Source organism: Streptomyces sp. NPDC103540, from assembly GCF_055584445.1.
In genome coordinates, this window is record NZ_JBVJMA010000013.1 from 151311 (window position 1) to 176544 (window position 25234).

22 protein-coding genes are annotated in these 25234 nt (G+C 72.2%); 9 read left to right on the forward strand and 13 right to left on the reverse strand.

The features are described from left to right. Nucleotides 1–141 precede the first annotated feature (141 nt). Entirely contained in the window at nucleotides 142–1536 is a 1395-nt protein-coding gene (locus ACZ6ZI_RS29055) for a molybdopterin-dependent oxidoreductase (protein ID WP_469525609.1), read from the forward strand. Continuing rightward, entirely contained in the window at nucleotides 1533–2072 is a 540-nt protein-coding gene (locus ACZ6ZI_RS29060; RefSeq protein ID WP_469525612.1) for a hypothetical protein, read from the forward strand. Before ACZ6ZI_RS29055 ends, ACZ6ZI_RS29060 begins: the two co-directional genes overlap by 4 nt. 52 nt (nucleotides 2073–2124) lie before the next feature. Here ACZ6ZI_RS29060 and ACZ6ZI_RS29065 read toward each other — a convergent pair whose 3' ends face one another. Beyond that, nucleotides 2125–2511 carry a winged helix-turn-helix transcriptional regulator gene (locus ACZ6ZI_RS29065; protein ID WP_469525614.1) on the reverse strand — a complete coding sequence of 129 codons (387 nt, stop codon included), beginning with the start codon at nucleotides 2509–2511 and terminating at the stop codon, nucleotides 2125–2127. Nucleotides 2512–2632: 121 nt separating this feature from the next. On the opposite strand from ACZ6ZI_RS29065, the gene ACZ6ZI_RS29070 reads away from it, so the two are divergent. After that, nucleotides 2633–3274, forward strand: a complete 642-nt coding sequence (locus ACZ6ZI_RS29070) for an NADPH-dependent F420 reductase (RefSeq protein ID WP_469525617.1) — start codon at nucleotides 2633–2635, stop codon at nucleotides 3272–3274. 137 nt (nucleotides 3275–3411) lie between these two features. Here ACZ6ZI_RS29070 and ACZ6ZI_RS29075 read toward each other — a convergent pair whose 3' ends face one another. Beyond that, nucleotides 3412–3909, reverse strand: a complete 498-nt coding sequence (locus ACZ6ZI_RS29075) for a GbsR/MarR family transcriptional regulator (RefSeq protein ID WP_469525620.1) — start codon at nucleotides 3907–3909, stop codon at nucleotides 3412–3414. Between the two features lie 75 nt (nucleotides 3910–3984). Here ACZ6ZI_RS29075 and ACZ6ZI_RS29080 point away from each other — a divergent pair, with 75 nt between their 5' ends. Together ACZ6ZI_RS29080 and ACZ6ZI_RS29085 are read left to right on the forward strand one after the other, a co-directional pair. Then, complete coding sequence (locus tag ACZ6ZI_RS29080) at nucleotides 3985–4884, forward strand: ABC transporter ATP-binding protein (protein ID WP_469525622.1); 900 nt, start codon at nucleotides 3985–3987, stop codon at nucleotides 4882–4884. Beyond that, nucleotides 4881–6455 carry an ABC transporter permease gene (locus tag ACZ6ZI_RS29085; RefSeq protein ID WP_469525624.1) on the forward strand — a complete coding sequence of 525 codons (1575 nt, stop codon included), beginning with the start codon at nucleotides 4881–4883 and terminating at the stop codon, nucleotides 6453–6455. Before ACZ6ZI_RS29080 ends, ACZ6ZI_RS29085 begins: the two co-directional genes overlap by 4 nt. A gap of 83 nt (nucleotides 6456–6538) precedes the next feature. Here the strand turns inward: ACZ6ZI_RS29085 and ACZ6ZI_RS29090 are convergent, their stop codons facing one another. The 6 genes from ACZ6ZI_RS29090 to kdpF all read right to left on the reverse strand — a co-directional run bounded on the left by ACZ6ZI_RS29090 (nucleotide 6539) and on the right by kdpF (nucleotide 14510). Further along, nucleotides 6539–9085 carry a DUF4118 domain-containing protein gene (locus tag ACZ6ZI_RS29090; protein WP_469525627.1) on the reverse strand — a complete coding sequence of 849 codons (2547 nt, stop codon included), beginning with the start codon at nucleotides 9083–9085 and terminating at the stop codon, nucleotides 6539–6541. A 50-nt stretch (nucleotides 9086–9135) separates the two neighbouring features. Beyond that, nucleotides 9136–9825 carry a response regulator gene (locus tag ACZ6ZI_RS29095; RefSeq protein ID WP_469525630.1) on the reverse strand — a complete coding sequence of 230 codons (690 nt, stop codon included), beginning with the start codon at nucleotides 9823–9825 and terminating at the stop codon, nucleotides 9136–9138. 124 nt (nucleotides 9826–9949) lie between these two features. Further along, a complete protein-coding gene (locus ACZ6ZI_RS29100) occupies nucleotides 9950–10666 on the reverse strand; it encodes a potassium-transporting ATPase subunit C (RefSeq protein WP_469525633.1) in 717 nt (238 codons plus the stop codon). Nucleotides 10667–10672: 6 nt separating this feature from the next. Then, on the reverse strand, nucleotides 10673–12775 hold the full coding sequence (kdpB, locus tag ACZ6ZI_RS29105; protein WP_469525635.1) for a potassium-transporting ATPase subunit KdpB: 2103 nt from the start codon (nucleotides 12773–12775) through the stop codon (nucleotides 10673–10675). Then, nucleotides 12772–14436: a potassium-transporting ATPase subunit KdpA gene (gene kdpA, locus ACZ6ZI_RS29110; RefSeq protein ID WP_469525638.1), complete on the reverse strand. Its 1665-nt coding sequence runs from the start codon at nucleotides 14434–14436 to the stop codon at nucleotides 12772–12774. Before kdpA ends, kdpB begins: the two co-directional genes overlap by 4 nt. An 8-nt stretch (nucleotides 14437–14444) precedes the next feature. Next, nucleotides 14445–14510 (reverse strand): K(+)-transporting ATPase subunit F, encoded by a 66-nt coding sequence (gene kdpF / locus ACZ6ZI_RS29115; RefSeq protein WP_259656591.1) that lies wholly within the window; start codon nucleotides 14508–14510, stop codon nucleotides 14445–14447. 524 nt (nucleotides 14511–15034) lie between these two features. Here kdpF and ACZ6ZI_RS29120 point away from each other — a divergent pair. Continuing rightward, nucleotides 15035–16921: an APC family permease gene (locus ACZ6ZI_RS29120; protein ID WP_469525640.1), complete on the forward strand. Its 1887-nt coding sequence runs from the start codon at nucleotides 15035–15037 to the stop codon at nucleotides 16919–16921. Nucleotides 16922–16955: 34 nt separating this feature from the next. Here the strand turns inward: ACZ6ZI_RS29120 and ACZ6ZI_RS29125 are convergent, their stop codons facing one another. Beyond that, nucleotides 16956–17360 (reverse strand): DUF427 domain-containing protein, encoded by a 405-nt coding sequence (locus ACZ6ZI_RS29125; protein ID WP_469525643.1) that lies wholly within the window; start codon nucleotides 17358–17360, stop codon nucleotides 16956–16958. A 293-nt stretch (nucleotides 17361–17653) separates the two neighbouring features. Between ACZ6ZI_RS29125 and ppnP the strand changes: the two genes are divergently transcribed. Together ppnP and ACZ6ZI_RS29135 are read left to right on the forward strand one after the other, a co-directional pair. Continuing rightward, a complete protein-coding gene (ppnP, locus tag ACZ6ZI_RS29130) occupies nucleotides 17654–17938 on the forward strand; it encodes a pyrimidine/purine nucleoside phosphorylase (protein WP_469525646.1) in 285 nt (94 codons plus the stop codon). A gap of 188 nt (nucleotides 17939–18126) precedes the next feature. Continuing rightward, on the forward strand, nucleotides 18127–18918 hold the full coding sequence (locus ACZ6ZI_RS29135) for an alpha/beta fold hydrolase (protein ID WP_469525648.1): 792 nt from the start codon (nucleotides 18127–18129) through the stop codon (nucleotides 18916–18918). A 103-nt stretch (nucleotides 18919–19021) separates the two neighbouring features. On the opposite strand, the gene ACZ6ZI_RS29140 is transcribed toward ACZ6ZI_RS29135, so the two are convergent. After that, on the reverse strand, nucleotides 19022–22444 hold the full coding sequence (locus ACZ6ZI_RS29140; protein WP_469525651.1) for a molybdopterin-dependent oxidoreductase: 3423 nt from the start codon (nucleotides 22442–22444) through the stop codon (nucleotides 19022–19024). Nucleotides 22445–22731: 287 nt separating this feature from the next. On the opposite strand from ACZ6ZI_RS29140, the gene ACZ6ZI_RS29145 reads away from it, so the two are divergent. Then, on the forward strand, nucleotides 22732–23505 hold the full coding sequence (locus tag ACZ6ZI_RS29145; protein WP_469525653.1) for a glycosyltransferase family 2 protein: 774 nt from the start codon (nucleotides 22732–22734) through the stop codon (nucleotides 23503–23505). A 99-nt stretch (nucleotides 23506–23604) separates the two neighbouring features. Here the strand turns inward: ACZ6ZI_RS29145 and ACZ6ZI_RS29150 are convergent, their stop codons facing one another. The 3 genes from ACZ6ZI_RS29150 to ACZ6ZI_RS29160 all read right to left on the reverse strand — a co-directional run bounded on the left by ACZ6ZI_RS29150 (nucleotide 23605) and on the right by ACZ6ZI_RS29160 (nucleotide 25208). Next, nucleotides 23605–24138, reverse strand: a complete 534-nt coding sequence (locus tag ACZ6ZI_RS29150; RefSeq protein WP_469525655.1) for an RICIN domain-containing protein — start codon at nucleotides 24136–24138, stop codon at nucleotides 23605–23607. Nucleotides 24139–24366: 228 nt separating this feature from the next. Beyond that, on the reverse strand, nucleotides 24367–24840 hold the full coding sequence (locus ACZ6ZI_RS29155) for an SRPBCC family protein (RefSeq protein WP_469525657.1): 474 nt from the start codon (nucleotides 24838–24840) through the stop codon (nucleotides 24367–24369). 2 nt (nucleotides 24841–24842) lie between these two features. Beyond that, nucleotides 24843–25208, reverse strand: a complete 366-nt coding sequence (locus ACZ6ZI_RS29160) for an ArsR/SmtB family transcription factor (RefSeq protein ID WP_469525784.1) — start codon at nucleotides 25206–25208, stop codon at nucleotides 24843–24845. Between the last annotated feature and the right edge of the window lie 26 nt (nucleotides 25209–25234).

Here is a 25234-nt window from a genome sequence, read left to right on the forward strand (position 1 = left end):
CGTCCGCCCGGCCCGCGCCCACCGGAGCGGAAGCGGCCCGGGGTACGTGGCGTGTCACGGCCCGGTCCGTCTCCCGGTGGGGGATGTTCTCCCTACCGAGCCCCATCGGGGCGTCCGAAGAGCACACGGGGGAGGGGCGCGATGGACGCGAGTGACGGTGGGGCCGAGGGCGCACCGGATCGCGCGGATCCGAAGCCGAAGCCGAAGCCGTATCCGAAGCCGGCCACCCCGGCCGCCGCCGCCCTCCCGCGCCGGTTCACGCGCCGCGCCCGGGCGGCGCTCGCGGCGGGACCTCCCCCCGGGCCCGCGCGTCCCGCCTTCTGGCGCAGCCCGCTCCGGGGCCCCTGGCTGACGGGCGTCTTCGGGCTCGTCCTGCTCGTCGGGATCCCGGTGCTGTTCGTGACGGGCCTGCTCTCGTACGCCGCCTACAACCCGGACCTGGACCCCCGCAACGACCAGACCCCGGACAAGGGCCTGCTCGGCTTCTACCTGTTCGCCTGGCCCACGTCCCCGTACTGGCTCTACCGGGTGACGCAGGGCATCCACACCGTGCTCGGCGTGGTCCTGGTCCCGGTCCTGCTGGCGAAGCTGTGGTCGGTGATCCCGAAGCTGTTCGCGTGGCCGCCCCTGCGCTCCGTCGCCCACGCGCCGGCGCGGATCTCGCTGCTCCTGCTCGTCGGCGGCGCCGGCTTCACCTTCGTCACCGGGATCCTGAACATCCAGCTGGACTACGTCTTCCCCGGCTCCTTCTACGTCCTGCACTTCTACGCCGCCTGGATCCTGATGGGCGCCTTCGTCGTCCACGTCGCCCTCCGACTGCCCCGGGCCGTGCGCGCGGTGCGGGCGGGCAGGCACCACCAGCCCGAAGCCGGTACGGACGAGGCCGCGGGTCTCGTGGCGCCGCACCCGGATCCGCCGACGATCTCCCGCCGGGGCGCGGTCGCCATGGTCGGAGCCGGATCGCTCGCACTGTTCCTCGTGACCGCGGGGCAGAGCATCGGAGGCCGGTGGCGCCGGACCGCCCTGCTGGCCCCGCACGGGCGGGACCCCGGCACCGGCCCGAACGGGTTCCAGATCAACAAGACCGCGGCGGCGAGCGGCATCCGGTCCGGCGACATCGGGCCCGACTGGCGGCTGACCGTGCGCGGGGGAGGCCGGCAGGTCGTGCTGACCCGCGCGATGCTGCTCGCCCTGCCCCGGAGCGAATCGTCCCTGCCCATCGCCTGCGTGGAGGGCTGGTCGACCCCGGACCAGCGGTGGTCCGGGGTACGCCTGAGCGATCTCGCCGCCCTCGTCGGCCTCGGCGGCGACACGCCCCGGGTCCTGGTCGAGTCCGTCCAGCGGGGCGGGTCCTTCTCCTCCGTCGTCCTCGCCCCCAACCAGGCCCGCGACGCGCGATCCCTGCTCGCGTTGCGGGTCAACGGCGCGGACCTGTCGGCGGATCACGGATACCCGGCCCGGGTGATCGTCCCGGGCGCACCCGGCGTCCACAACACCAAGTGGGTGGGCCGCCTCACCTTCGGAGAACCGGCGTGAGCCGCGACGCCCGCGGCCCGGCCGCGACCCTTCGCCGGCGCTACGGCGCCCCGCCACTGCATCTCCTCCTCGTCCTGGCGTCGTTCGCCCTCACCCTGTACGCGGGGATCCGGCTCCTGAGGGGCGACGCGGTGGGCGTGGCGATGTGGTTCGTCGGCGCCGCGGTCCTGCACGACCTGGTCCTGCTCCCGCTCTACTCGGTCACCGACCGCGCGGCCCGACGCCTGTGGCGGGCGGGGGCCGCGACGGACCGGCCGCCGTCGCGAACGGGCTTCGACCACGTCCGCGTTCCCGCCTTCGTCTCCGGTGTCCTCTTCCTCGTCTGGTGGCCGCTGATCCTCGAACAGGGCGGCCACTACACCGCCTCCACCGGCCTGCCCGCCGACGGGTTCCTGTCCCGGTGGCTCCTGATCACCGCCGGCCTGTTCGTCGCCTCGGCCGTCGTCCTGCTCGTACGGACCCGGCCGCGCCGCAGGTCCCGCCGCGAGGGGAACCGTGCCCGGGGCCGGGCACGGCAGGGAGAGCCGCCGCGATGAGATACGTCCTCGTCGTTTCCGGCCGGTCACCCGGCTCCCCTCCCGCGCGGGTTCAGCGGTTCTCGTATCGGTCCTGGGCGTCGAGTACGTCGTCGGCGTACCGCGCGGCCCACGCCCCCATCGCACGCATGGGCGTGAGGAGCGCGGCCCCGGCCTCGGTGAGGTGGTAGTCCACGCGCGGCGGGGCCTCGGCGTAGGCGCGGCGTTCGACGAGGCCGTTGTACTCCAGTCGCCGCAGCGCCTGGTTCAGGACCTTCGGACTGATCCCGCCGATGCGCGCGACGAGCGCGCGGGGCCGCATCGGGCCGCCCTGCCCGAGGGTGAAGACGACGACGCTGTCCCAGCGGTTCGCGAGCACCTCGAAGGCGACGCGTGCCCGACAGTCCGCCGTGTGCGCGAGGTCGGGCAGGCCCGGGGCCTCATCGGTCGGTTGCTCCATGGCGTCCATCCTGCCTCGTCCGATGGACACCGAACGGTGTGCGTCGGCCCGCCTAGCGTCGTTCCGCGGCACACGACAACCGTGACGTGACGCGACGTGATGAGTGAGAGGGAGCAAGGCGATGCGCATCGGTGTACTGGGTACGGGGGGCATGGCGGCGGCGCTGGGCGGCGCGTGGGCGCGGGCCGGGCACGAGGTGTTCGTCGGTGGGCGGGACACGGCCGCCGCCGAAGCCCTCGCGGGACGGATCGGCGCCGCCGGGCACGGGACGACGGCGTGGGCCGCGGGACGTGGGGAGGCGGTGCTTCTCGCGGTACCGGCCCCGGTGGCGCCGGTGTTGGCGCGGGAGCATGCCGGGGCGTTGGCCGGGCGGACCGTCGTGGACTGCGCGAACCCGCTCGCTCCCGGGCCCGGCGGGGTGATGCTGACGACCGGTGCCGGGGAGAGCGTGGCGGGCCTGATCGGTGCGGCGGCGCCGGGGGCGCGTGTGGTGAAGGCCTTCAACCTGGTCCACGCGAGCATGTGGGAGCATCCGGCCGCCGCCTTCGGCGCGACGGCGCCCGCGGTGCCGTTCTGTGCGGACGATCCGCGCGCCGTCGAGCACGTCACGGAGCTGATCACCGCCACGGGACGGAGCCCGATGCCGGCCGGCGGGCTGGACCGGGCGACGTATCTGGAGGCGACGGCCGCGTTCGTGATCGGCGTGTGGTGGGCGGGCGGCGTGCCCTCCCTCGCCTTCCCGGAGGCACCCCAGACCATCTGAGGCCACTGCGGCCGAAGACCCCCCCTCCGCCCCCGCGCCCCCGCGCCCCCGCGCCCCCGCGCCCCCGCGCCCCCGCGCCCCCGCGCCCCCGCGCCCCCGCGCCCCTGCGCGGGGGCGGAGGGGCGCGGGCGGTGGCACTATCCGTCGAGGTCGAGCGTCGCGCGGTGGGCGCGCCAACGGTCCATCAGCCCCAGCAGCTCGGCCTGCATGAACTCGAAGAAGGCCGCCGTCTCGGCGATCCGGGCCCCGGCGGGCGAGTCGGCGCCGAGGCCGGCCACCCCCTCGCGCAGGGTCTTCTCCCACAGCGTCAGAACCTGATCGCGGCGGGTGAACGTCTCGTACCAGAGCTCGTTGTGCAGGACGTACCGGTCCCGTCGCGACCCCGGCTCGCGCTCGCGGCCGACCATGCTGACCTGCGTCAGGTAGGACACCGCTCCCGACACCGCCGCCGGGCTGATCCGCAGGGCCCGACCCAGTTCCGCCGAGGTCATCGCGCCCTCGTCGCTCGCGAGCAGCTGCGCGAAGACCCGCGAGGCCATGCGCTGCATGCCCGCCTCGGTCAGTTGCGCGGCGAACCGCTCCACGAAACGGGAGACCGCTTCCTCGTCCCGCACCCCTGCCGTCTGCCGTGCCATCTCGTCCGCCACCTTCCGAACTTTACGCGATTCCCTATCTTCACAAATTTGTGAAACTACCGTACGTTCGGAAACATGATGAAGGCAATCAGCGTCGCCGGACTCCACAAGTCGTTCGGCCGCACCCACGCACTGGACGGCCTCGACCTCCAGGTCGCCACCGGCGAGGTCCACGGCTTCCTCGGCCCCAACGGCGCCGGCAAGTCCACCGCCATCCGTGTCCTGCTGGGCCTGCTGCGCGCCGACTCCGGCACCGCCGAGCTCCTCGGCGGCGACCCGTGGGTCGACGCCGTGGCCCTGCACCGCCGCGTCGCGTACGTCCCGGGCGACGTCACCCTGTGGCGCGACCTCTCCGGCGGCGAGGTCATCGACCTCCTCGGTCGACTGCGCGGCGGCCTCGACGAGGCCCGCCGCGCCGAGCTGACCGAACGGTTCGAACTCGACCCCACCAAGAAGGGGCGTACGTACTCCAAGGGCAACCGGCAGAAGGTCGCCCTCGTCGCCGCCTTCGCCTCCGACGCCGAACTCCTCGTCCTCGACGAACCCACCTCCGGCCTCGACCCGTTGATGGAGGAGGTCTTCCGGGCCTGTGTGACCGAGGCCCGCGCCGCCGGGCGCACCATCCTGCTGAGCTCGCACATCCTCAGCGAGGTCGAGGTCCTCTGCGACCGCGTCAGCATCATCCGCAAGGGCCGCACCGTCGAAACCGGCTCCCTCGCCGACCTGCGCCACCTCACCCGCACGTCCCTCCGCGCCGAGCTCGCCGGACCGCCCGACGGCCTCGCGCACCTGCCCGGCGTCCACGACGTCGAGGTCCGGGGGGCGAAGGTCACGCTCCAGGCCGACACCGACAAGCTCGACGCCGTCCTGCGCTCCCTCGCCGCCGCCGGCGTCCGGTCCCTGACCTCGACCCCACCCACCCTCGAAGAGCTGTTCCTGCGCCACTACACGACGGAAGAGGCGTCCGCGCGATGACGAACCGATTCGCCGGGACAGGAATCCTGCTCCGCCTCGCGCTGCGCCGCGATCGCGTCCTCGCGCCCGTGTGGATCCTGGTCGTGACGATGCTCGTGCTGAGCCTGCCGGGCGCCCTGGAATCGGTCTACGGGACGGACGCCGAACGGGCCTCCCTGCTCCGCACGATGGGCGCCAACGGCTCCCTGCGCGCCCTGTACGGACCGCTGTTCGCGGACTCCGTCGGCGCCCTGACCGCCTGGCGCGGCGGAGTCTTCGCCGGTGTCCTCGCCGCCGTGATGAGCCTGGTCATCGTCGTGCGCCACACCCGGGACGAGGAGGAGACGGGACGTCAGGAACTGCTCTGCGCCGCCATGGTCGGACGACGCGCCCCGCTGACCGCGGCCCTGCTGGCCGCCCTCGTCGCCAACGCGACCGTGGCCCTTCTGGTGAGTGCCGGACTGGCCGGACGCGGCGCGGGCGGCGCCGCCGCGCTCGGACTCGCCCTCGCGGCCACCGGCATGCTGTTCGCCGGCCTCGCCGCCGTGGCGGCGCAACTCACCGAGAGCGCCCGCCTCGCCAAGGGGCTCACCGGGGCCCTGATCGGCGCCGCCTTCGTGTCGCGCGCCGCCGGAGACGCGGGCGCCCCGGACGGCGGCTCGGTACCCACCTGGATCTCGCCGCTGGGCTGGCTGGAACACGTACGGCCCTTCGCGGCCGAGCGCTGGTGGGTGTTCGGGCTGTTCGCGGCGGCCACGGCCGGCCTGGTGGCCACCGCCTGTCTGCTCTCGGGGAGGCGCGACCTCGGCATGAGCTTCCAGCCCGCCCGCCCCGGTCCCGCGCGGGGACGGCTCGGCTCGGCCGGGTCCCTGGCGTGGAGGTTGCAGAGGTCCGCCCTGACCGGCTGGAGCCTCGGTTTCCTCACCGCGGGGCTGGTGTTCGGCGCGATGACGGACGGCGCCGCCGAACTCGTCGGCGACAACGACAAGACCCGGCGCGTCATCGAACGGATGGGCGGCCAAAGCGGGCTCACCGACGCCTTCCTCGCCACGATGACCGGCATGTTCGGCATGGTCGCCGCCCTGTACGTCGTCTCGGCGGTGCTCCGGCTCACCGGCGAGGAGACCGCCGGGCGTGCCGAACCGCTCCTCGCGAACGCCGTCGGCAGGCTCCGCTGGGCCGGCGGCCACCTGGCCGTCGCCTTCGGCGGCTCGGCGCTGATCCTCCTGGCGGCCGGACTCGGACTCGGCCTCGGGCACGGCCACAACGTGCCCGAGACGGTGGCCTCCTGCCTGGCTCAGCTGCCGGCGGTGTGGCTGATCGGGGCCCTCGCCGCCCTGCTACACGGCGCGGCCCCCCGGTACGCCGTGGCCGCCTGGGCAGTGGCCGGGGCCGCACTGGCCCTGGGCTGGGTGGGCCCCGCCCTGGAACTCCCGCAGGCCGTCATGGACCTCTCGCCCTTCGCCCACCTGCCCAGGCTGCCGGTCGACGGGTCCGCGGCGTGGGGTCCCGCACTGGCCCTGACCGGCCTGGCGGCCGCCTGCACCGCGACCGGCCTCGCCGCCCTCCGCCGCCGCGACCTGCTCGCCTGAGCCGGGGCCGACCCCCGGATCGGGCGGCTCACGTGTCGGGTCGGTCGCGTGAGGCCGGTGGCGTGGGGCCGGTCCGTACGAGGTCAGGCAGTCGAGGACGACGGGACCTCCTGTGCCGGCGCGGTGGCGTCCCCCACGACGGGCAGGGTGAGGACCATGGTGAGGCCCCCGCCTGGAGTGTCCTCGGCCGTCAGGGTGCCGCCGATGGCCTCGGTGAAGCCGCGGGCGACCGCGAGCCCGAGGCCCACGCCCGCTCCGCGCGGGGCGTCGCCGTGACGCTGGAACGGTTCGAAGATCCTCTCCTTGGCCTCGTCGGGGACCCCGGGCCCGCGGTCGACGACGCGGACCTCGACCCGCTGTGCCAGGGCGCTGGCGGAGACGCCCACGGGGTGTCCGGGTGGGCTGTACTTGACGGCGTTCTCGACGATGTTGGCGACGGCCCGCTCCAGCAGGCCCCGGTCCACGGCGACCATGGGCAGGGTCTCGGGGATGTCGAGCTCCACGCTGTCCTCCGGTACGCCGCCGAGGGCCATCGGGACGACCTCGTCGAGGTCGGTCTCGCGGATGAGCGGGACGACGGTGCCGGTGTTGAGCCGGGACATGTCGAGGAGGTTCCCGATGAGGGCCGCGAGGCGGTCGGCGCCGTCCTCGATCCCTTCCAGCAGCTCGGCCTTGTCCTCGTCGGACCATTCGACGTCGCCGGAGCGCAGCGAGCTCACGGCGGCCTTGATGCCGGCGAGCGGGGTCCGCAGGTCGTGGCTGACAGCGGCGAGCAGGGCGGTGCGTATCCGGTCGGCCTCGGCGAGTTCGCGGGACTTCTCGGCCTCGTCGACCAGGCGCCGGCGGTCCAGCACCACCGCGGCCTGGGCCGCGAAGGCACCCAGGACGCGGCGGTCCTCGGCCGGCAGGACCCGGCCGGTCAGGGCGAGGGCCATGTGGTCTCCGATGGGCAGGTCCACGTCCGCGTCCTCGGGCCGGTCGACCGGGCCGGTGCCGACGGACGCCGCCGTGGTCCACGGATCGACCTCGCCGGCGCGTTCCAGGAGGACGACCGACCGCATGGCGAAGGTCTCGCGCAGACGTTCCAGGAGGGCGTCGAGGGAGTCCTCGCCGCGCAGGACGCTGCCGGCCAGGAAGGAGAGGATCTCGGATTCGGCGCGCAGGCGGGCTGCCTGGTGGGTGCGCCGGGCCGCGAGGTCCACCACGGAGGCGACCGACACGGCGACCCCGATGAAGATCGCGATGGCGACGATGTTCTTCGGGTCGGAGACCGTGAACCGGTGCAGCGGCGGTGTGAAGAAGAAGTTGAGCAGCAGGGACCCGAAGGCCGCCGACGCGAGGGCGGGCAGGAGCCCGCCGAGGAGTGCCGCCGCCACCGTACAGGCGAGGAAGAGCAGCATGTCGTTGGCGAGGCCGAGGCCGGGTACGAGCAGGTTCAGCAGGACGGTGAGCAGTGCGGGGCCGGCGGTGCCGGCGAGCCAGCCCCAGATGCGGCGGGAACGTCCCAGGCGCGCGCCGTGGGCGACGGGCAGGCCGCGGCGGCCCCTGGCGGCCTCGTCGTGGGTGACGATGTGGACGTCGAGGTCGGGACCGGACTCGCGGGCGACCGTGGCGCTGACCCCGGGGCTGAGGACGGACTGCCAGGACCGGCGACGACTGACGCCGAGGACGATCTGCGTGGCGTTGCAGCCGCGCGCGAACTCCAGCAGCGCGTCGGGGACGTCGTCGCCTATGACGTGGTGGAAGGTGCCGCCGAGGCCTTCGACCAGGGCGCGCTGGACGGTCAGTTCCTTGGGGGAGGCGGAGGTGAGTCCGTCGCTGCGGGCGATGTAGACGGCCAGGACCTCACCACCCGACCCCTTCTCGGCGAGGCGGGCGGCCCGGCGGATGAGCGTACGGCCCTCCGGGCCGCCGGTGAGGCCGACGACGATCCGCTCGCGGGCCTGCCAGGTGGTGCGGATGTTGTGCTCGCCGCGGTACTCCCGGAGGTATGCGTCGACCCGGTCGGCCACCCACAGCAGCGCCAGCTCGCGCAGGGCGGTGAGGTTGCCCGGGCGGAAGTAGTTCGAGAGGGCCGCGTCGACCTTCTCCGGTTTGTAGACGTTGCCGTGCGCCATGCGTCGGCGCAGCGCCTGCGGGGACATGTCGACCAGCTCGATCTGGTCCGCCCGCCGTGCCACCTCGTCGGGGACGGTCTCGCGCTGGCGGACACCGGTGATCGTCTCGACCACGTCACCCAGCGATTCCAGGTGCTGGATGTTCACGGTCGAGACGACGTCGATGCCGGCCCGGAGGAGCTCCTCGACGTCCTGCCATCGCTTGGCGTTGCGCGAACCGGGCACGTTCGTGTGCGCGAGCTCGTCCACGAGCGCGACGGCGGGGCGGCGGGCGAGGATCGCGTCCACGTCCATCTCGGTGAAGGTGGAGCCGCGGTACTCCAGCTCGCGCCGCTCGACGAGTTCGAGGCCGTGCAGCATCACCTCGGTGCGCGGCCGGCCGTGGTGTTCGACGAAGCCGACGACGCAGTCGGTGCCCCGCTCGACCCGGCGGTGCGCCTCGGACAGCATCGCGTACGTCTTGCCGACGCCCGGTGCCGCGCCGAGGTAGATGCGGAGCTTGCCGCGTCCCATGTGCAGATTCTTCTTCTCTGTCGACGTTCGGGAGGTGTGAGGCGCTGTGATCAGGGTTCGAAGCGGTATCCCATGCCCGGTTCGGTGATCAGGTACCGGGGGTGCGAGGGGTCCGCTTCCAGCTTGCGCCGGAGCTGGGCCATGTAGACGCGCAGGTAGTTGGTGTTCTCCCCGTACGTCGGACCCCAGACCTCCAGCAGCAGCCGCGCCTGGGTGATCAGCCGCCCCGGGTGGGTGATGAGGATCTCCAGCAGGTGCCACTCCGTCGGGGTCAGGCGTACGGTGCGCTCGCCCCGTCGCACCTTGCGTGCGATCAGGTCGACGCTGAACTCGTCGGTCGTCACCACGGCGACGTCGTCGGGCCTGGACGCCGAGGGCGCCTCGTTCCTGCGGGCGGCCGCCCGCAGACGGGCCAGGAGCTCGTCCATGCTGAACGGTTTCGTCACGTAGTCGTCCGCTCCGGCGTCCAGGGCCCGGATCTTGTCCTCCGAGGTGTGTCGGGCGGAGAGGACCAGGATGGGCACGCGGGACCAGCCGCGGACGTTCTTGATCACGTCGACGCCGTCCATGTCGGGCAGCCCGAGGTCCAGCACTATGACGTCCGGCCTGCGCGCGGCCGCGAGCCGCAGGGCGGAGTTGCCGTCGGAGGCCTCCTCGACCTCGAACTTGCGCGCTTGCAGGTTGATCCGCAGCGCGCGGACGAGCTGGGGATCGTCCTCCACCACCAGCACCCGGGTCATCGGTGTGCAGCCTTTCCTTCGTTACGGGCACGGCCGGGAGCCGGCGGGGTGTTCGGGCCCCCTCCCGGCGTTGGCCGGTGGAGTCCCGCACCCCGCCGGCTCCCGGTCCGCGCGATGACGGGCATCAGCTCTTGGTCAGTGCCTTGAGGGCGGTGTTGAGCTCCAGGACGTTGACGCGGGGCTCGCCCATGAAACCGAGGGTCCGGCCGGTGGTGTGGTCGGCGACGAGCCTCTGGACCCGCTCGACGCTCAGGCCGTTCCTCTCGGCGACCCGGTGTACCTGGAGTTCGGCGTACGCGGGGGAGATGTGCGGGTCGAGGCCGGAGCCGGAGGAGGTGACGGCGTCGGCCGGGACGTCCTCGGGCCTGATCCGTCGGGCGGCCGTGGAGTTGTCGGCGATGACGGCCTCCTTGGCGGCGACGACCTGGGCGCAGAGGGTGCCTTCCTCGGCGTCCTTGGTGCACCGGCCGTCGACCGCGCCGTTGTCGGCGGACCGGTTGGTGGCTCCGGAGAGGATCAGCGAGTACTGGGTGTTGACGCTGTTGCCGCCCAGTCCGTTGGAGGGGCGCGGCTGGAACCACTTGAGGTCCGGCTTCGCGACCTCTTCGGGGTCGTCGGGGTTCTGCTTCGGGAGGGTGTAGGTCTGCCCGATGAGGGAGGACCCGACGACCCGCCCGCTCTGGTCCTTGATCTCGGAGCCGTTGGCCTTGTCGTGGAACAGGGCTTGGGCGATGCCGGTGACGGCGAGCGGGTAGAGGACCCCGCAGATCACGGTCAGGACGAGCAGGGCGCGCAGTCCGGCTCCGATCAACCGTGCGGTGTTGCCTACAGAGTTGTTCATGTCGTCTCAGCCGATTCCGGGGATGAGGGTGATGAGGAGGTCGATGATCTTGATGCCGATGAACGGGGCGATCAGGCCGCCCACGCCGTACAGTCCCAGGTTGCGGCGGAGCATCCTGTCGGCGCTGGTCGGCTTGTACCGGACGCCCTTGAGGGCGAGGGGGACGAGCGCGATGATGATCAGCGCGTTGAAGATGACGGCCGAGAGGATCGCCGACTCGGGGGAGTGCAGGCCCATGATGTTGAGCTTGTCCAGGCCCGGGTAGACCACGGCGAACATCGCGGGGATGATCGCGAAGTACTTGGCGACGTCGTTGGCGATGGAGAAGGTGGTCAGGGCGCCGCGGGTGATGAGGAGCTGCTTGCCGATCTCGACGATCTCGATGAGCTTGGTGGGGTTGGAGTCGAGGTCCACCATGTTCCCGGCCTCCTTGGCGGCCGAGGTACCGGTGTTCATCGCCACGCCCACGTCCGCCTGCGCGAGCGCCGGCGCGTCGTTGGTGCCGTCGCCGGTCATCGCGACGAGCTTCCCGCCGGCCTGTTCCCGCTTGATGAGGGCCATCTTGTCCTCGGGCGTGGCCTCGGCGAGGAAGTCGTCGACACCCGCCTCCTCGGCGATGGCCTTCGCGGTCAGCGGGTTGTCGCCCGTGATCATGACGGTCTTGATGCCCATGCGGCGCAGTTCCTCGAACCGCTCGCGCATGCCCTCCTTGACCACGTCCTTGAGGTGGATGACACCCAGGACGCGGGCACCCCTGTCGTCCTTGACGGCGACCAGGAGCGGCGTGCCGCCCGCTTGAGAGATCGTGTCGGCGAGCAGGTCGGCGTCCTCGGCGACCGTGCCGCCCTGTTCCTGGACCCAGGTGATGACGGAGCCGGCCGCGCCCTTGCGGGTCTGCCTGCCGTCGACGTCGACACCGGACATGCGGGTCTGGGCGGTGAAGGCGATCCACTCGGCGTGCGAGAGCTCGCCCTGGTGGCGCTCGCGCAGCCCGTACTTCTCCTTCGCCAGGACGACGATCGAGCGGCCCTCGGGGGTCTCGTCGGCCAGGGAGGACAGCTGGGCCGCGTCGGCCAGCTCGGCGGCGGTGACGCCCTTGACGGGTACGAACTCCGACGCCTGGCGGTTGCCGAGGGTGATGGTGCCGGTCTTGTCGAGGAGCAGCGTCGAGACGTCGCCGGCGGCTTCGACGGCCCGCCCGGACATGGCGAGGACGTTGCGCTGGACCAGGCGGTCCATGCCGGCGATGCCGATCGCGGACAGCAGGGCGCCGATGGTGGTCGGGATGAGGCAGACCAGCAGCGCGGCGAGGACGATCATCGACTGCTCGGCGCCCGCGTAGATCGCGAAGGGTTGGAGAGTGACGACGGCCAACAGGAAGACGATGGTCAGCGAGGCGAGCAGGATGTTGAGCGCGATCTCGTTGGGCGTCTTCTGCCGGGACGCGCCCTCGACCAGGTTGATCATCCGGTCGATGAAGGTCTCGCCGGGCTTGGTGGTGATCTTGATGACGATCCGGTCGGAGAGGACCTTCGTTCCACCGGTGACCGCGCTGCGGTCGCCGCCGGACTCGCGGATGACCGGGGCGGACTCGCCGGTGATGGCGGACTCGTCGACCGAGGCGACACCCTCGACGACGTCACCGTCGCCGGGGATCGTGTCGCCCGCCTCGCACACCACGAGGTCGCCGATCCTCAGCTCGGTGCCCGGTACGGACTCCTCGCCGCCGTCCTTGGTCAGGCGGCGGGCGACGGAGTCGGTCTTGGCCTTGCGCAGGGTGTCGGCCTGGGCCTTGCCCCGGCCCTCTGCCACGGCCTCGGCGAGGTTGGCGAAGATGGTGGTCAGCCACAGCCAGGCGGTGATGGCCCAGCCGAACCAGTCGGTGGGGTCCGTGAGGGCCAGCACGGTGGTGACCACCGAACCGATCAGGACCACGAACATGACCGGTGACTTGATCATGACACGGGGGTCGAGCTTGCGCACCGCGTCGGGGAAGGACCTGAGCAGTTGCTTGGGGTCGAACAGGCCCCCGCCGACGCGGCCGGCAGTCGGCTTGTGCCCGGTGGGCAGGTCCTCGTGCGGGGCACGGGTCGGAGTGGCGGTGCTCATGATGCGAGCCCTTCGGCGAGCGGTCCCAGCGCGAGGGCGGGGAAGTAGGTCAGACCGGTGACGATGAGGATCGTGCCGACGAGCAGGCCCGTGTAGAGCGGCTTGTCGGTACGCAGGGTGCCCGCCGTCTCGGGGACGGGCTTCTGCTCGGCGAGCGAGCCCGCCAGCGCGAGGACGAACACCATCGGCAGGAAGCGGCCCAGCAGCATCGCGATGCCGATGGTGCTGTTGAACCACTGCGTGTCGGCGTTCAGGCCCGCGAAGGCCGAGCCGTTGTTGTTGGCGCCCGAGGTGTAGGCGTAGAGGACCTCGGAGAAGCCGTGCGCGCCGGAGTTCAGCATCGAGTTCGGCGGGGTCGGCAGGGCCATCGCCGCGGCGGTGAAGCCGAGGACCAGGGCGGGGGTGATCAGGATGTAGCAGGCGGCGAGCTTGATCTCGCGGGTGCCGATCTTCTTGCCCAGGTACTCGGGGGTGCGGCCGACCATCAGGCCGGCGATGAACACGGCGATGATGGCCATGATCAGCATGCCGTAGAGGCCGGAGCCGACACCGCCGGGCGCGATCTCGCCGAGCTGCATGCCCAGCAGCTGGATGCCGCCGCCCAGTCCCGTGTAGGAGGAGTGGAAGGAGTTGACGGCACCGGTCGAGGTGAGCGTGGTGGCGACCGAGAAGATCGCGGAGCCGGCGATCCCGAAGCGGGTCTCCTTGCCCTCCATCGCACCGCCGGCCGCCTGGAGCGCCGGGCCGTGGTGGGCGAACTCGGTCCACATCATCAGGGCGGTGAAGCCGATCCAGATGGTGGCCATGGTGGCGAGGATCGTGTAGCCCTGGCGCAGGCTTCCGACCATGCGGCCGAAGGTGCGGGTCATCGCGAACGGGATCACCAGGATCAGGAAGATCTCGAAGAGGTTGGAGAACGGGCCCGGGTTCTCGAAGGGGTGGGCGGAGTTGGCGTTGAAGTAGCCGCCGCCGTTCGTGCCCAGCTCCTTGATGACCTCCTGCGAGGCCACCGCCCCGCCGTTCCACTGCTGCGTGCCGCCCATGAACTGGCCGACCTCGTGGATGCCGGCGAAGTTCTGGATCGCGCCACAGGCGACCAGGACGAGGGCGCCGATGACGGCGATGGGCAGCAGGATGCGGACGGTGCCGCGGACCAGGTCCGCCCAGAAGTTGCCGAGCTCACCGGTGCGCGAGCGGGCGAAGCCGCGGACGAGCGCCACGGCGACGGCCATGCCGACGGCGGCGGAGACGAAGTTCTGCACCGCCAGGCCGCCGGTCTGCACGACGTGGCCCATGGCCTGCTCGCCGTAGTACGACTGCCAGTTGGTGTTCGCGACGAACGACGCGGCGGTGTTGAACGCCTGGTCCGGCTTGATCGAAGCGAAGCCGAGCGAGCCGGGCAGGACGCCCTGGAGGCGCTGGAGCGCGTAGAGGAACAGGACACCCACGGCGGAGAAGGCGAGGACGCCGCGCAGGTAGGCGGGCCAGCGCATCTCGGCCGACGGGTCGGCGCCGATGGCCTTGTAGATCCACTTCTCCGGCTTGTAGTGCTTCTCGGAGGAGTAGACGCGGGCCATGTGGTCGCCCAGGGGGCGGTAGGCCAGTGCGAGGGCGGCGATCAGTGCGAGGAGCTGGAGCACACCAGCGATCTGGGGACTCATGTCGGTGCTCAGAACCTCTCCGGGTACACGAGGGCGAGGACGAGGTAACCGAGCAGGGAGACGGCGACCAGCATGCCGACGATGTTTTCGACGCTCACAGCTTGGTCACTCCCTTGGCGATGAGGGCCACCAGTGCGAAGACCGCGAGCGTGGTGACGACGAAGGCCAGATCGGCCATCGTGAGCTCCTGATGAAGTGATGAAATGGAATGGGCCGCAGTGGCCGAGACAGAGCAAACCGCGCTCGGAGCCCTGCGTTAAGACACCTTGACGGGCTCCATACGGGCGCCCCGGAACCTTTGACGTGTCCCTAACGCGCGAAGCCGCGGGGGCCCGGGGAAGCGGTCGCCCTCAGGCGCCGCGTTCGCACGGCGAGCCGCGATACGAGCGTGCGATACGGGCGTGCGATATGGGCAGGCCGCGGCCGGCACGCGGACGGACGGGGTGGTGACGCGATCCGTACGTCCCGCCGCGCGGCGCGTAGGGAACGCGTGAAGAACGGCGGGACCCGCGTATGGATCCCGCCAATCCGGACACCGGACCCGGTCGTGAACTCCGAGGCTGTCCTCACTTTGCCCACCTCGGAGGAACACGGCGACATGGCCATGCACACAGGCGAACCGAAGACGGCCGGATCGGGACCCAGCCAGGAGGAGCCCCCCGATACCGGCGCCGCGACCGCGGACCGGGCGGCAGAACGCCACCGGCTGACCGCACTCCAAGGGCTCGCCGCGCTGTCGCTCGACGCCATGGCGTCCGTCGCCTACGGACCCGAGTCGATCGTCCTCGTCCTCGCGGCGGCCGGCGCGTACGGCCTGGGCTTCACGCTGCCCGTGACCGTGGCGATAGCGGCGCTGCTGGCCGTACTGGTGGCCTCCTACCGGCAGGTCATCGCCGCCTTCCCGGACGGCGGCGGCTCCTACGCCGTCGCCAGGCGGCACCTCGGGCGCCGGACGAGCCTGGTCGCCGCGGCCTCGCTCATCCTGGACTACGTACTGAACGTGGCCGTGTCGGTCACCGCCGGCGTGGCCGCCCTGACCTCGGCGTTTCCTTCCCTGTACGGGGAGCGGGTGTGGATCTGCCTGGGCGTGCTCGTGCTCGTCACCGCCGTGAACCTGCGCGGGGTCGTGGACTCGGCCAAGGCCTTCCTCGTGCCGACGGCCGTGTTCGTCGGTTCGATCCTCGCGATGATCACCGTCGGCCTGTTCCGGGACGGACCGGTCTCCACACAGACCGCCGCTGGCCACGCCTCCGCCCTCGGCGACGGGGCCACCGCCGTCGGCGCGCTGCTCCTGCTCAAGGCCTTCGCCGCCGGATGCTCCGCCCTCACCGGCGTCGAGGCCGTCGCCAACGCCGTGCCCTCCTTCCGCGCCCCCGCGGCCCGCCGCGCCCAGCGCACCGAGGTCGCCCTGGGCGCCCTGCTCGGCGTCATGCTGATCGGCCTGTCCGTCCTGATCGGCCGCTTCCACCTCCAGCCGGTCGAGGGCGTCACCGTCCTCGCGCAGCTCGCCGACGCGTCCTTCGGCCACAACGCGGCCTTCTACGTCGTCCAGTTCGCCACCGTGGTGCTGCTGGCCCTGGCCGCGAACACCTCCTTCGGCGGGCTGCCCGTCCTGATGGGCCTGCTGGCCCGCGACAACCACCTCCCCCACGTGTTCTCCCTCAAGGCGGACCGCCAGGTCCACCGGCACGGAGTGGTCTGGCTGGCCCTCGTCTCCGGGATCCTGCTGGTGTTCTCGGGCGGCGACGCCAACACCCTCGTCCCCCTGTTCGCGATCGGCGTGTTCGTCGGCTTCACCATCTGCCAGGTCGGCATGGTCCGGCACTGGTCGCTGGAGCGCCCGGCCGGCGGGCGGGCGAAGGCCCTGCTCAACGGCTTCGGCGCGCTCCTCACGGGCGTCAGCGCGATCGTGGTGACCACCACCAAGTTCACCGAGGGCGCCTGGTTGATCGTCGTGGCCCTGCCGCTGTTGGTGCTCGGCTTCGAGAAGGTGCATCGCGCATACGGCCGGATCGGTGAGCGGCTGGAACTGGGCCGCATCCCCCAGCCGCCGACCCGCTCCCGGTCCCTGGTCGTCGTCCCGGTGTCCGGGCTGTCCCTGCTGACCTGCCGGGCCCTGACCGCCGCGCGTTCGCTCGGCGACGAGGTCCTGGCCGTCACCGTCACCCACCGCGCGCCCGAGGACCTTCGGGCCACCGAGGCGCTGCGCCGCGACTGGGAACTGTGGGACCCGGGGGTCGAGCTCGTCGAGCTGTCCTCGCCGACCCGCTCCCTGGGCCGGCCCGTGTCGTCCTACGTCCGCGAGCTGGCCGATCGGCTACCGGCCGTCCAGGTGACCGTCCTCATCCCCGAGACCGAGCCGGAGCGGCTCTGGCAGCGGATCCTGCAGAACCAGCGCGGCTCCGTGGTCGCCCACGCCGTGCGCCGCGACACCGACGCCGTGATCTGCCGCCTCCGCTTCCGCGTCACCACCGACAGCCGTTGACGCCGCCTTGACGCGCACCTGGCGACACCCCGGTTCACCAGCCCATGGTCCCCGGGGCACCCTTGAACGGCCCGAGGATCTCGTCGGTGATCCAGCCGCCGTAGAAGTCACCCGGCTGCGCCCGGACGCGCTCGCCGTCGACGGTGCAGACGTCCACCTTCCGCGGGTGGAAGGCCAGGTGACGGGCGATGCCCCGGTACCGGGGCGCGGGCGTCTCGTAGCTCCAGGCCGCGTCGGGGATCCGGCTCCCGCCCACGGTCAGCGTCCAGTAGGTGGCCACGCCCTTCCACTCGCAGACGGTGGTCCTCTCCGCCCGTGACAGGAGATCGGTGCGGACGTCGTCGCGCGGCACGTAGAAGACCGGAGGGTGGCTCGTCTCCAGCACGCGCAGGCAGGTCCGGGAGTCGGCGAGGGTCACTCCGTGGTGTCTGATCACCACGTGCCGGGGATCCGGCTCAACCCGGGGCGGTCGCGGGTAGTCCCACACCGACTCCTTCGGGAGCGGATCGTTCGTTCGAGACAGTCCGGTCATCGCGTGCACCTCCACTCCTGCCTTCCCTCCGCTCCCGCCGGACGGATGCGGCGATCACCGCATCCGGACGGACGACTGTCCGGATGGCAAGATCCCCCGTGGCCGGTGCTCCGCGCCGAAGTAGCCTGCCGGCGGGGAGTACGGGGCATGGACCTCGGGGCCCCGCTCCGTTCCGCTTCCGGTTTCGCAGGAGAGTGCGCATGTTCAAGGTCAACGAGTACTTCGACGGCAAGGTCACGTCGATCGCGTTCGAGGGCGGCGAGGGCCCGGCGACGGTCGGTGTCGTGGCCGCGGGCGAGTACGAGTTCTCGACGGCCAAGCGCGAGATCATGCACGTGGTCTCGGGCGAGCTCAGCGCCGTCCTCCCCGGCTCCGAGACCTGGGAGACGTTCAAGGCGGGCACGCGGTTCACCGTTCCGTCCGACAGCCGCTTCCGGCTGAGGGCGACGGAGGACTCCGCCTACCTCTGCGAGTACCGCGACTGACGCGCGCGCCCGGCGGGGGCGGCCCCCGCCGGGCGGCGCGTATGGGGGTTCGCCCGGTCGGGCCCGCCCGATGTCGTTCCTCCCTACAAGATCATCTCGATGCCCGGTGGACGTACTCTGCCGGGAGGGGAGTGAGGGACGGGGCCGCGCACCGCGCCCGTCCCGGAGTCGGCAACGGGGGGTACGACATGGGCACGGTGGTGTCGGCGGACGGCACGTCCATCGCCTACGAGCGGCACGGGGACTCGGGGCCCGCGGTGGTCCTCGTCGGAGGCACGCTCATGACCCAGGGGCGACACGCTCCCCTGGCGGACCTGCTGGCACGCGACTTCCGCGTCTACAACTACGACCGCCGGGGCCGCGGCGGCAGCGGCGACCACCCCGTGTACGACGTGCGGCGCGAGATCGACGACCTGGACGCCGTCATCGCGTCGACCGGCGGGCCGGTGGCGCTCTTCGGCATGTCCTCCGGAGCCGTACTCGCCCTGGAGGCCGTGGCCCGGGGCAGTGCCGTGTCCGCCCTGGCCCTGTACGAGCCACCGCTGATCCTCGACGGGTCCCGCCCGCCACTGCCGCCGCACTACGTCGAACGCCTGACGGACCTCCTCGCGCGCGACGACGTGGACGGAGCCCTCGCCCACTTCCTTACCGTGGGACTGGCCCTGCCCCCGCAGGCCGTCGACACGTTGCGCGACGGTCCCGCGTGGCCGGCCTGGCGCACCGTGGCGCGCACCCTGCCCTACGACGGCCTCCTGATGCGCGACCTCATGTCGGGCCGGGCGCTTCCCCCCGACCGCTGGCGCGGCATCGACATCCCCGTCCTCGTCGGCCACGGCGGCGCGAGCGAGGCGTACATGGTCAACGCCGCCGAGCAACTCGCCGCACGTGCTCGGCACTTCACCCTCCACACCTTCCCCGGACAGGACCACGCGGTCGACGCCCACGCACTCGCGCCCGTCCTCGCGGAGTTCTTCGCCTGAGCGGTGGTCGGCGGGATCCGGCCCGCCCGGGCCGCGACCTCGTCGTCAGGTCGCCCGTCGCGTCGGCACCGGTGGAACGCCGCCCGCGTCCCCCCTCGCCCCCTCAGACGTCCAGGACCAGGTCCGAGGTGGGGACGGACTGACAGGTCAGGACCTCCCCGTCGGGCAGGTCCTCGGGCGGGGTCACCAGGTGCGTCGCCGTTCCCTTCAGCACGGAGCAGGCGCAGCTCTCGCACTGCCCGACCCGGCAGCCGCTCGCCATGGCCACACCGGCCGCCTCGCCCACGGCCAGCAGCGGGCCGTCGCCCTCGCGCCACGTCGCGGTGCGTCCGCTGCGCGCGAAGGTGACCGCATACGCCGCCCCCTCGGGGACGACGACCTCCCGGCGCGCCGCGCGGAACCTCTCGCGGAACACCTCGAACCGCGGCACCCCCCGGGCGAGGAGGGCGCCGGTCAGCGCCTGCGTCATCGGCTCGGGACCGCACAGGTGGAAGCGGGCCCGCCGCTCGAAGAGGCCGGGGTCGATGTCCCCGATCGAGAGGAAGCCGGCGCGGTCGTAGTCCCGCCCCGGGACCTCGTCCGGGCGCGGCGCCGCGTAGTGGTCGACGACCCTCAGGACGGGGATCTCGGCGGCCAGTTCGCGCAGCCGCTCCCGGAACGGGTGGTCGGACCCGTCGGGGTTGCCGTAGTGCAACACCACCTCGGGCACGCTCCCGCCCGTCGCGGCCAGCGTCTCCAGGTAGCCGAGGAACGGGGTGACGCCGATCCCGCCGGCCAGCAGCACCACCGGGTGCGCGGTGTCCATGGGGATCGCGAACATGCCGGCCGGAGCAGTGAGGTGGAGCCGGTCGCCGATGGCGAGCCGCTCGTGCACCCGGCCGGAGAAGGCACCACCGGGCACCCGCCGTACGGCCAGTTCGTACGCGGACCGGTCGCCCGCGACCGCCGGCCCGGTCAGGGAGTAGCAGCGTGCGTCGACCGGGTCTGGGACCCGGCCGTCCGGCTCCTCGGCGCGCACCGTCACGTGCTGACCGGGCCGGTGGTCGGGCAGGGAGCCACCGTCCTCCGGCTCCAGCCGCAGGCTCCGGACGCCCGGGGTCACCTCGGCCAGATCGGTCACCCTGAAGGGGCGGGTGCCCGCCCAGAGCCCGTCCCCGGCCACCGGCGCGATGCGGCAGGTGGCCGAACGCAGGGGCACGGATCCGCTGAGCGGGTCCGTCACGCGGTGGTCGACGAGCCGGTTGAAGTTGCCGCCCGTGGCGGCGGTCGGGTCGGCTCCGGGCAGGGCGAGGTCGGGTGCCTCCTGCCACCATCCGTACTCGCCGACGACCACGGACGGGTGCAGGGAGTCGTCGAAGCGCGCCCGCAGCCGGATGGACCCGAGCCCCGTCGACACCTCGGCCCACTGGCCCTCCGCGATCCCGTACGCGCTCGCGGTCCGCGGGTGCAGGTCCACGGACGGATCGGGGGACCGGCGGCGCAGCGAGGTCACGGCCCGGTGCTGACTGTGCACGAAGTAGCCGTGCTTGGCGCAGGTCAGCACCAGGGGGAAGGCGGCGTCGGGCCGCGCGGGTGCGCGGTGTTCGGGCACGGCCGGGTAGCCGTGCTCCAGCAGCCGCTCGGAGTACAGCTCCACGCGCCGGGTCGGCGTGGCGAAGCCCGCCACCGCCACCGCGTCCGCACGGCCGGGCACGGGCTCGGCGTACTTGCGGTGGACCCGCTCCCGGGGCACCCGGACCCCGCCGGGCCGCCCGCGCAGCTCCTCCACGGTCAGCCCGAGGGGCTCCAGCTGCTGGTTCCAGGCGGCCTCCACGTCCCCGTCGAAGAAGTCCCCGCCCATGCCCAGCCGACAGGCCAGGTCGAAGACGACCTCGGTGTCGCTGCGGGACTCGCCCTGCGGCGCGACGATCCGGGGCCGCAACTGCACGTGCTCCTGGGCGCGGTGGCCGACCTCGAAGCCGAAGCGCAGTGCCTCGTGCTCGTAGGCGCTGTTGACGGGAAGCACGATGTCGGCGCACGCACCGGTCGGATTGTGGAACAGGTCCAGGTGGACCTGGAACTCCAGGGAGCGCAGCGCCCGCGCGGTGCGGTCCGAGTCCGGTTGGGAGACCACGAGGTTCGAGCCGAACCCGACGAGCGCGCGCACCGGGTACGGACTCCCCGTCTCGATGGCGGCGCACAGGTCGCCCGAGTTGACGTAGCCGTACGCGGGCGGCCCCAGCGGGTGCTTGTCCAGGCCGAGGGCCTTGGCACGCTGCCCCGGGTCGAGGTCGTCGAAGGAGGTCGCCGGGACGTACGCGGGTGCGGGGACCACGTGGTTGCCGCCGACCGCGTCGTAGGAGCCGGTCAGCGCGTAGAGCGTGGCCAGGGCCCGCTCGGTCTGGGTGGCGTTCGCACTCTGCCCCACCCCGGTCCAGCCGTAGTACGAGACGGACGGCGCCGCCGCGATCTCCGCCGCCAGGGCGCGCACCTCCCGCTCGGGGATCCACGTCTCGGCCGCGACCCGCTCCGGCGGCCAGGCCGCACAGGCGGCGGCGTGGTGCTCGAATGCGGGCGCGCAGTCGACGGCGCGCCCGTCGCGCAGCCGGACCCGGCGGGTGCCGCGCAGCGCGAAGCGCCCGGGTCGCGGGGCGGCGCGCGTGGTGTCGTACGCCTCGACCCGGCCGGTCTCCTCGTCGAAGACGGCGAACGCCTCGTCGCCCGGGTTCCCCGCGTCCTCGGCCGGCAGTTCGGCCGCCCTCAGGAAGCGGCCCGTGTCGGAGCGCACCAGGAGCGGCCCGTTGGTCCAGGCACGCACGAAGTCCTCGTCGTAGCCCCCCTCGGTGATCAGCAGGTGGGACAGGCCGAGGGCGAGCGCGGCGTCCGTGCCGGGCCGCACCCGCAGCCAGTGGTCGGCCCGCAGCGCGCTCGTGGAGCGCCGCGGATCGATGACGGCGAGCTTCGTGCCCGCTGCCTGCGCGGCCGACAGGGCGGAGGACTGGGCGAGCCAGGTCTTGCCCGGGTTGAAGCCCCACAGCAGGGCGAGGTGGGAGTTCGCGTAGTCGGGCGGGGGCAGCGGCGAGCCGAAGGTGAAGGCGTGGGCGAAGTCCTTGTGCCAGTTGCAGATCTCCGCGCTGTACACGGTGTTGGGGCTGCCGAAGCGGCGTACGAAGCGTTCGATCCACTCCGTGGCGTCCGACACCATGGTCCCCGAGGGCGTGGCCACCGCGAAGGCGACCGACTCCGGACCGGTCTCGGCCGAGATCGCCGAGAGCCTGGCGGCGATCTCCGTCATGGCCTCGTCCCAGGAGATCGCCACCCAGCCGGGATCCGGGTCGGATTTGGGGGTGGTGCGCCGCAGCGGGGTGGTCAACCGGTCGGTGCCGTGCGCGATCTCGGGTGCGGCCCGCCCTTTCGGGCACATCGCGGCACCGGTCGGGTGGTCCGGGTCCGGACGGACGCCGGTCAGCCGGCCGTCCTCGACGGTGAAGATCGCCCCGCAGCGGGACTTGCAGAGGGTGCAGTACCCCTTCTTCTCCTCGTACACGCCCGCCTCCCGTTTCGCGCTCCTCCTCCCATGGGACACCCCGAGGGGTGTCCACCAGGGGTGGCGATGGTCGCGTCCTGGCGTGCCGGGGGACCGTCCGCTCCCGGGACCTCGGTCCCGCGTCCGGTGTCGAGCGGAGAACGGAGCGGGCGGGAGATCACCCGCCCGTCCCTCGGGGAGACCGCTACCGCACAGCTCTGACCTGCGGCAACGGTACCCGTGGCAGCTCCTGCTCCGTCGCGGTGCTTGAATGGACCATCGTTCCTGGTCCGGCAAGGAGAAGCACTGTGCCTTTGGTGTCCGTCGTGATGCCCGTCTACAACTCGGAAGCGACCCTCGGGGCGGCCGTCCGTTCGGTGCTCACCCAGACGCACGCCGACGTGGAGCTGCTCGTCACCGACGACCGGTCCTCCGACAGCTCCATGGACATGCTCAGCGACTTCGCGAAGCGGGACGAGCGCGTCCGGCCCGAGCGGGCACCCGAACAGGGCGGCGCCGGACGGGCCCGCAACCGCGCGATCGAGCGAGCCCGCGGGGACTACGTCGCCTTCCTCGACAGCGACGACATGTGGCTCCCGGAGAAGACCGCCAAACAGCTCGCCTTCGCCGCCGAGGGCAGCGCGCCGTTGACCTTCACGTCGTACTTCAAGATGGACGCCGACCACGACGGCGAGAGCACCGAATGGGTCCCCAACGGGCGGGTGATCCGCGCGCGCGAGCACGTGGACTACCGCGCGATGCTGGTCCGGGACCACATCGGAGCCCTCACGGCCATGTACGACCGCAACGCCCTGGGCACGAGGCTGATGCCGGAGATGCGCAAGCGCCAGGACTACGCGCTGTGGCTGTCGATCATGCGCGACGGCGCCGACGCCCGCGGCCTGACCGAGCCACTGGCCGTCTACCGGGCCCACCAGGCGGGATCACTGTCCTCCAACAAGCTCTCGCTCGTCCAGTACAACTGGAACCTCTACCGCGAGCACGAGCGTCTGTCGGTACCCCGGTCGACGCGAGCCCTCGCCGGCGCGGTGTGGCAGTCGCTGCGCAACTCCCGCATCTGAGTGCGACCGACGGCTCGGTCGACCGGCCGAGCCGTCCCGCCGGACCGGCCGCCTGCTCCACGGACCTGCACCGTCGGTCAGGGACCGGTCAGGGACCGGTCAGTTGAAGAGCCAGTACTGGTTGGGCTGGCTCCCGCAGTCCCACAGCATGACCACCGAGCCGCGGCCCCAGTTGTAGATGTCCGCGCACTGGCCGGGGAAGGCGACGTTCTCCAGGCGGGCCGGGCCGGTGAGGGTGTCGATCTTCCATGCCTGTCCGAGTCCTTCACCACAGGGGTTCTGGATCAGCTGCTCCCCGTGCCCCCGCGAGCCGTCGACGCAGAGTCCACTGGCGTCGCTGCGGATGTTCCAGCCCCCACTGCTGCCGTTCCATTCGAGGCTCCAGGACTGGTTGCCGCCGCCATGGCACTCCCACATCTGGATCCACGGACCCCTGCCCCAGTCGTAGACGTCCAGGCACTTGCCGGCCGCTTCCTGGCTGAGGCTGGTGATCGTGGAGACCGGGACCGGCTGCGCCGTCGCTCCGGTGGACGATCCCACCGGCCCGTTGTGCGCCGTGGCCGTCCCGGCGCACAGCACCAGCGCGGACGCGGCGGCACCCAGGATCGAGCCGAGTCGCGTGGGAACGTTCATACGGGGAGCTCCATTGATCGCACGGGTCGGTTCCCCGACGTTACGGTTCGGTCGCGTCCGGTGCACAGAGCACTATCGGACGTTCGCGACCACGGCTGAGGGCCACCGCCCCGTGGTCACCCCGACCGGAGGCCACTTCGGAGCGACCCCGGACGACCACGTCGAGGTGCCGGAGGCCTTGAAGACGGTGTGGTCGGTCTCGCTGTCGATCCGTTGGTGCGGTGGTGGTCAGGCCGGGTGGTGGTCGGGGACGGCGTTCAGTTCGATGTCGTGTTCGAGGAGGGCCTTCATCGCGCACAGGGTGGTGGTGAACCCGCCGACCGTGTCGTTCACCCAGCGCAGGGTGTCGTCGGCCGAGCCCCGGAAGCCGGTCTCGGTGATCTCGACGAAGGTGGTCCGGTCCGGCCGCGAGGTGAACTTCAGGTCGACCGTGGTCGGCTGCTCGTGGTTGCCCCACTCGAAGCGGATCAGACGCCCTTCCGCCACCTCCAGGACGCGGACGTCCGCCGATGCCCCGTAGGTCTCCCATTCCCAGCGCAGCTCGGCCCCCGCGACCATGGGGCCGCTGCTCCCGCTGTACCAGAACCGGGAGGTGACGGTCGGATCGGCGAAGGCGTCGAACACCTGCGCGGCCGGTCTGCGGACCATCATGCAGGCGTATGCGGCGGGGTGTCGCGCGGGGTGTCCGTTCCCGGTGGTCATGATCATGCTCCTTCATGGGAACGCCCTCGCGCGGGCGTTCCGGTCGGTTCCTCGCGGTCTGTCCGATCCTCCCGCTCCGCGGCCTCGGCCAGGCGCTTGACGCGCGCCAGGCGCCGGTCCCAGTCGGCGGCGAGCGCGGCCATCCACCGGGCCGTCGCGTCGAGCGCCGCGGGCCGCACCGTGTAGCGCACCTCGCGCCCGACTCGACCACAGGCCACCAACCCCGCGGCGTCCAGGACGCCGAGGTGCTTGACGACGGCCTGGCGCGATACGGGAAGCCCGCGGGCGAGCGTCGTCGCGGTGGCCCCGTCCTCGGCCGCGAGGAGTTCGAGCAGCCTGCGTCGTGTCGGATTGGCCAGAGCCGTCAGAACGGTGTCGACCCCCCCCTGTGTCG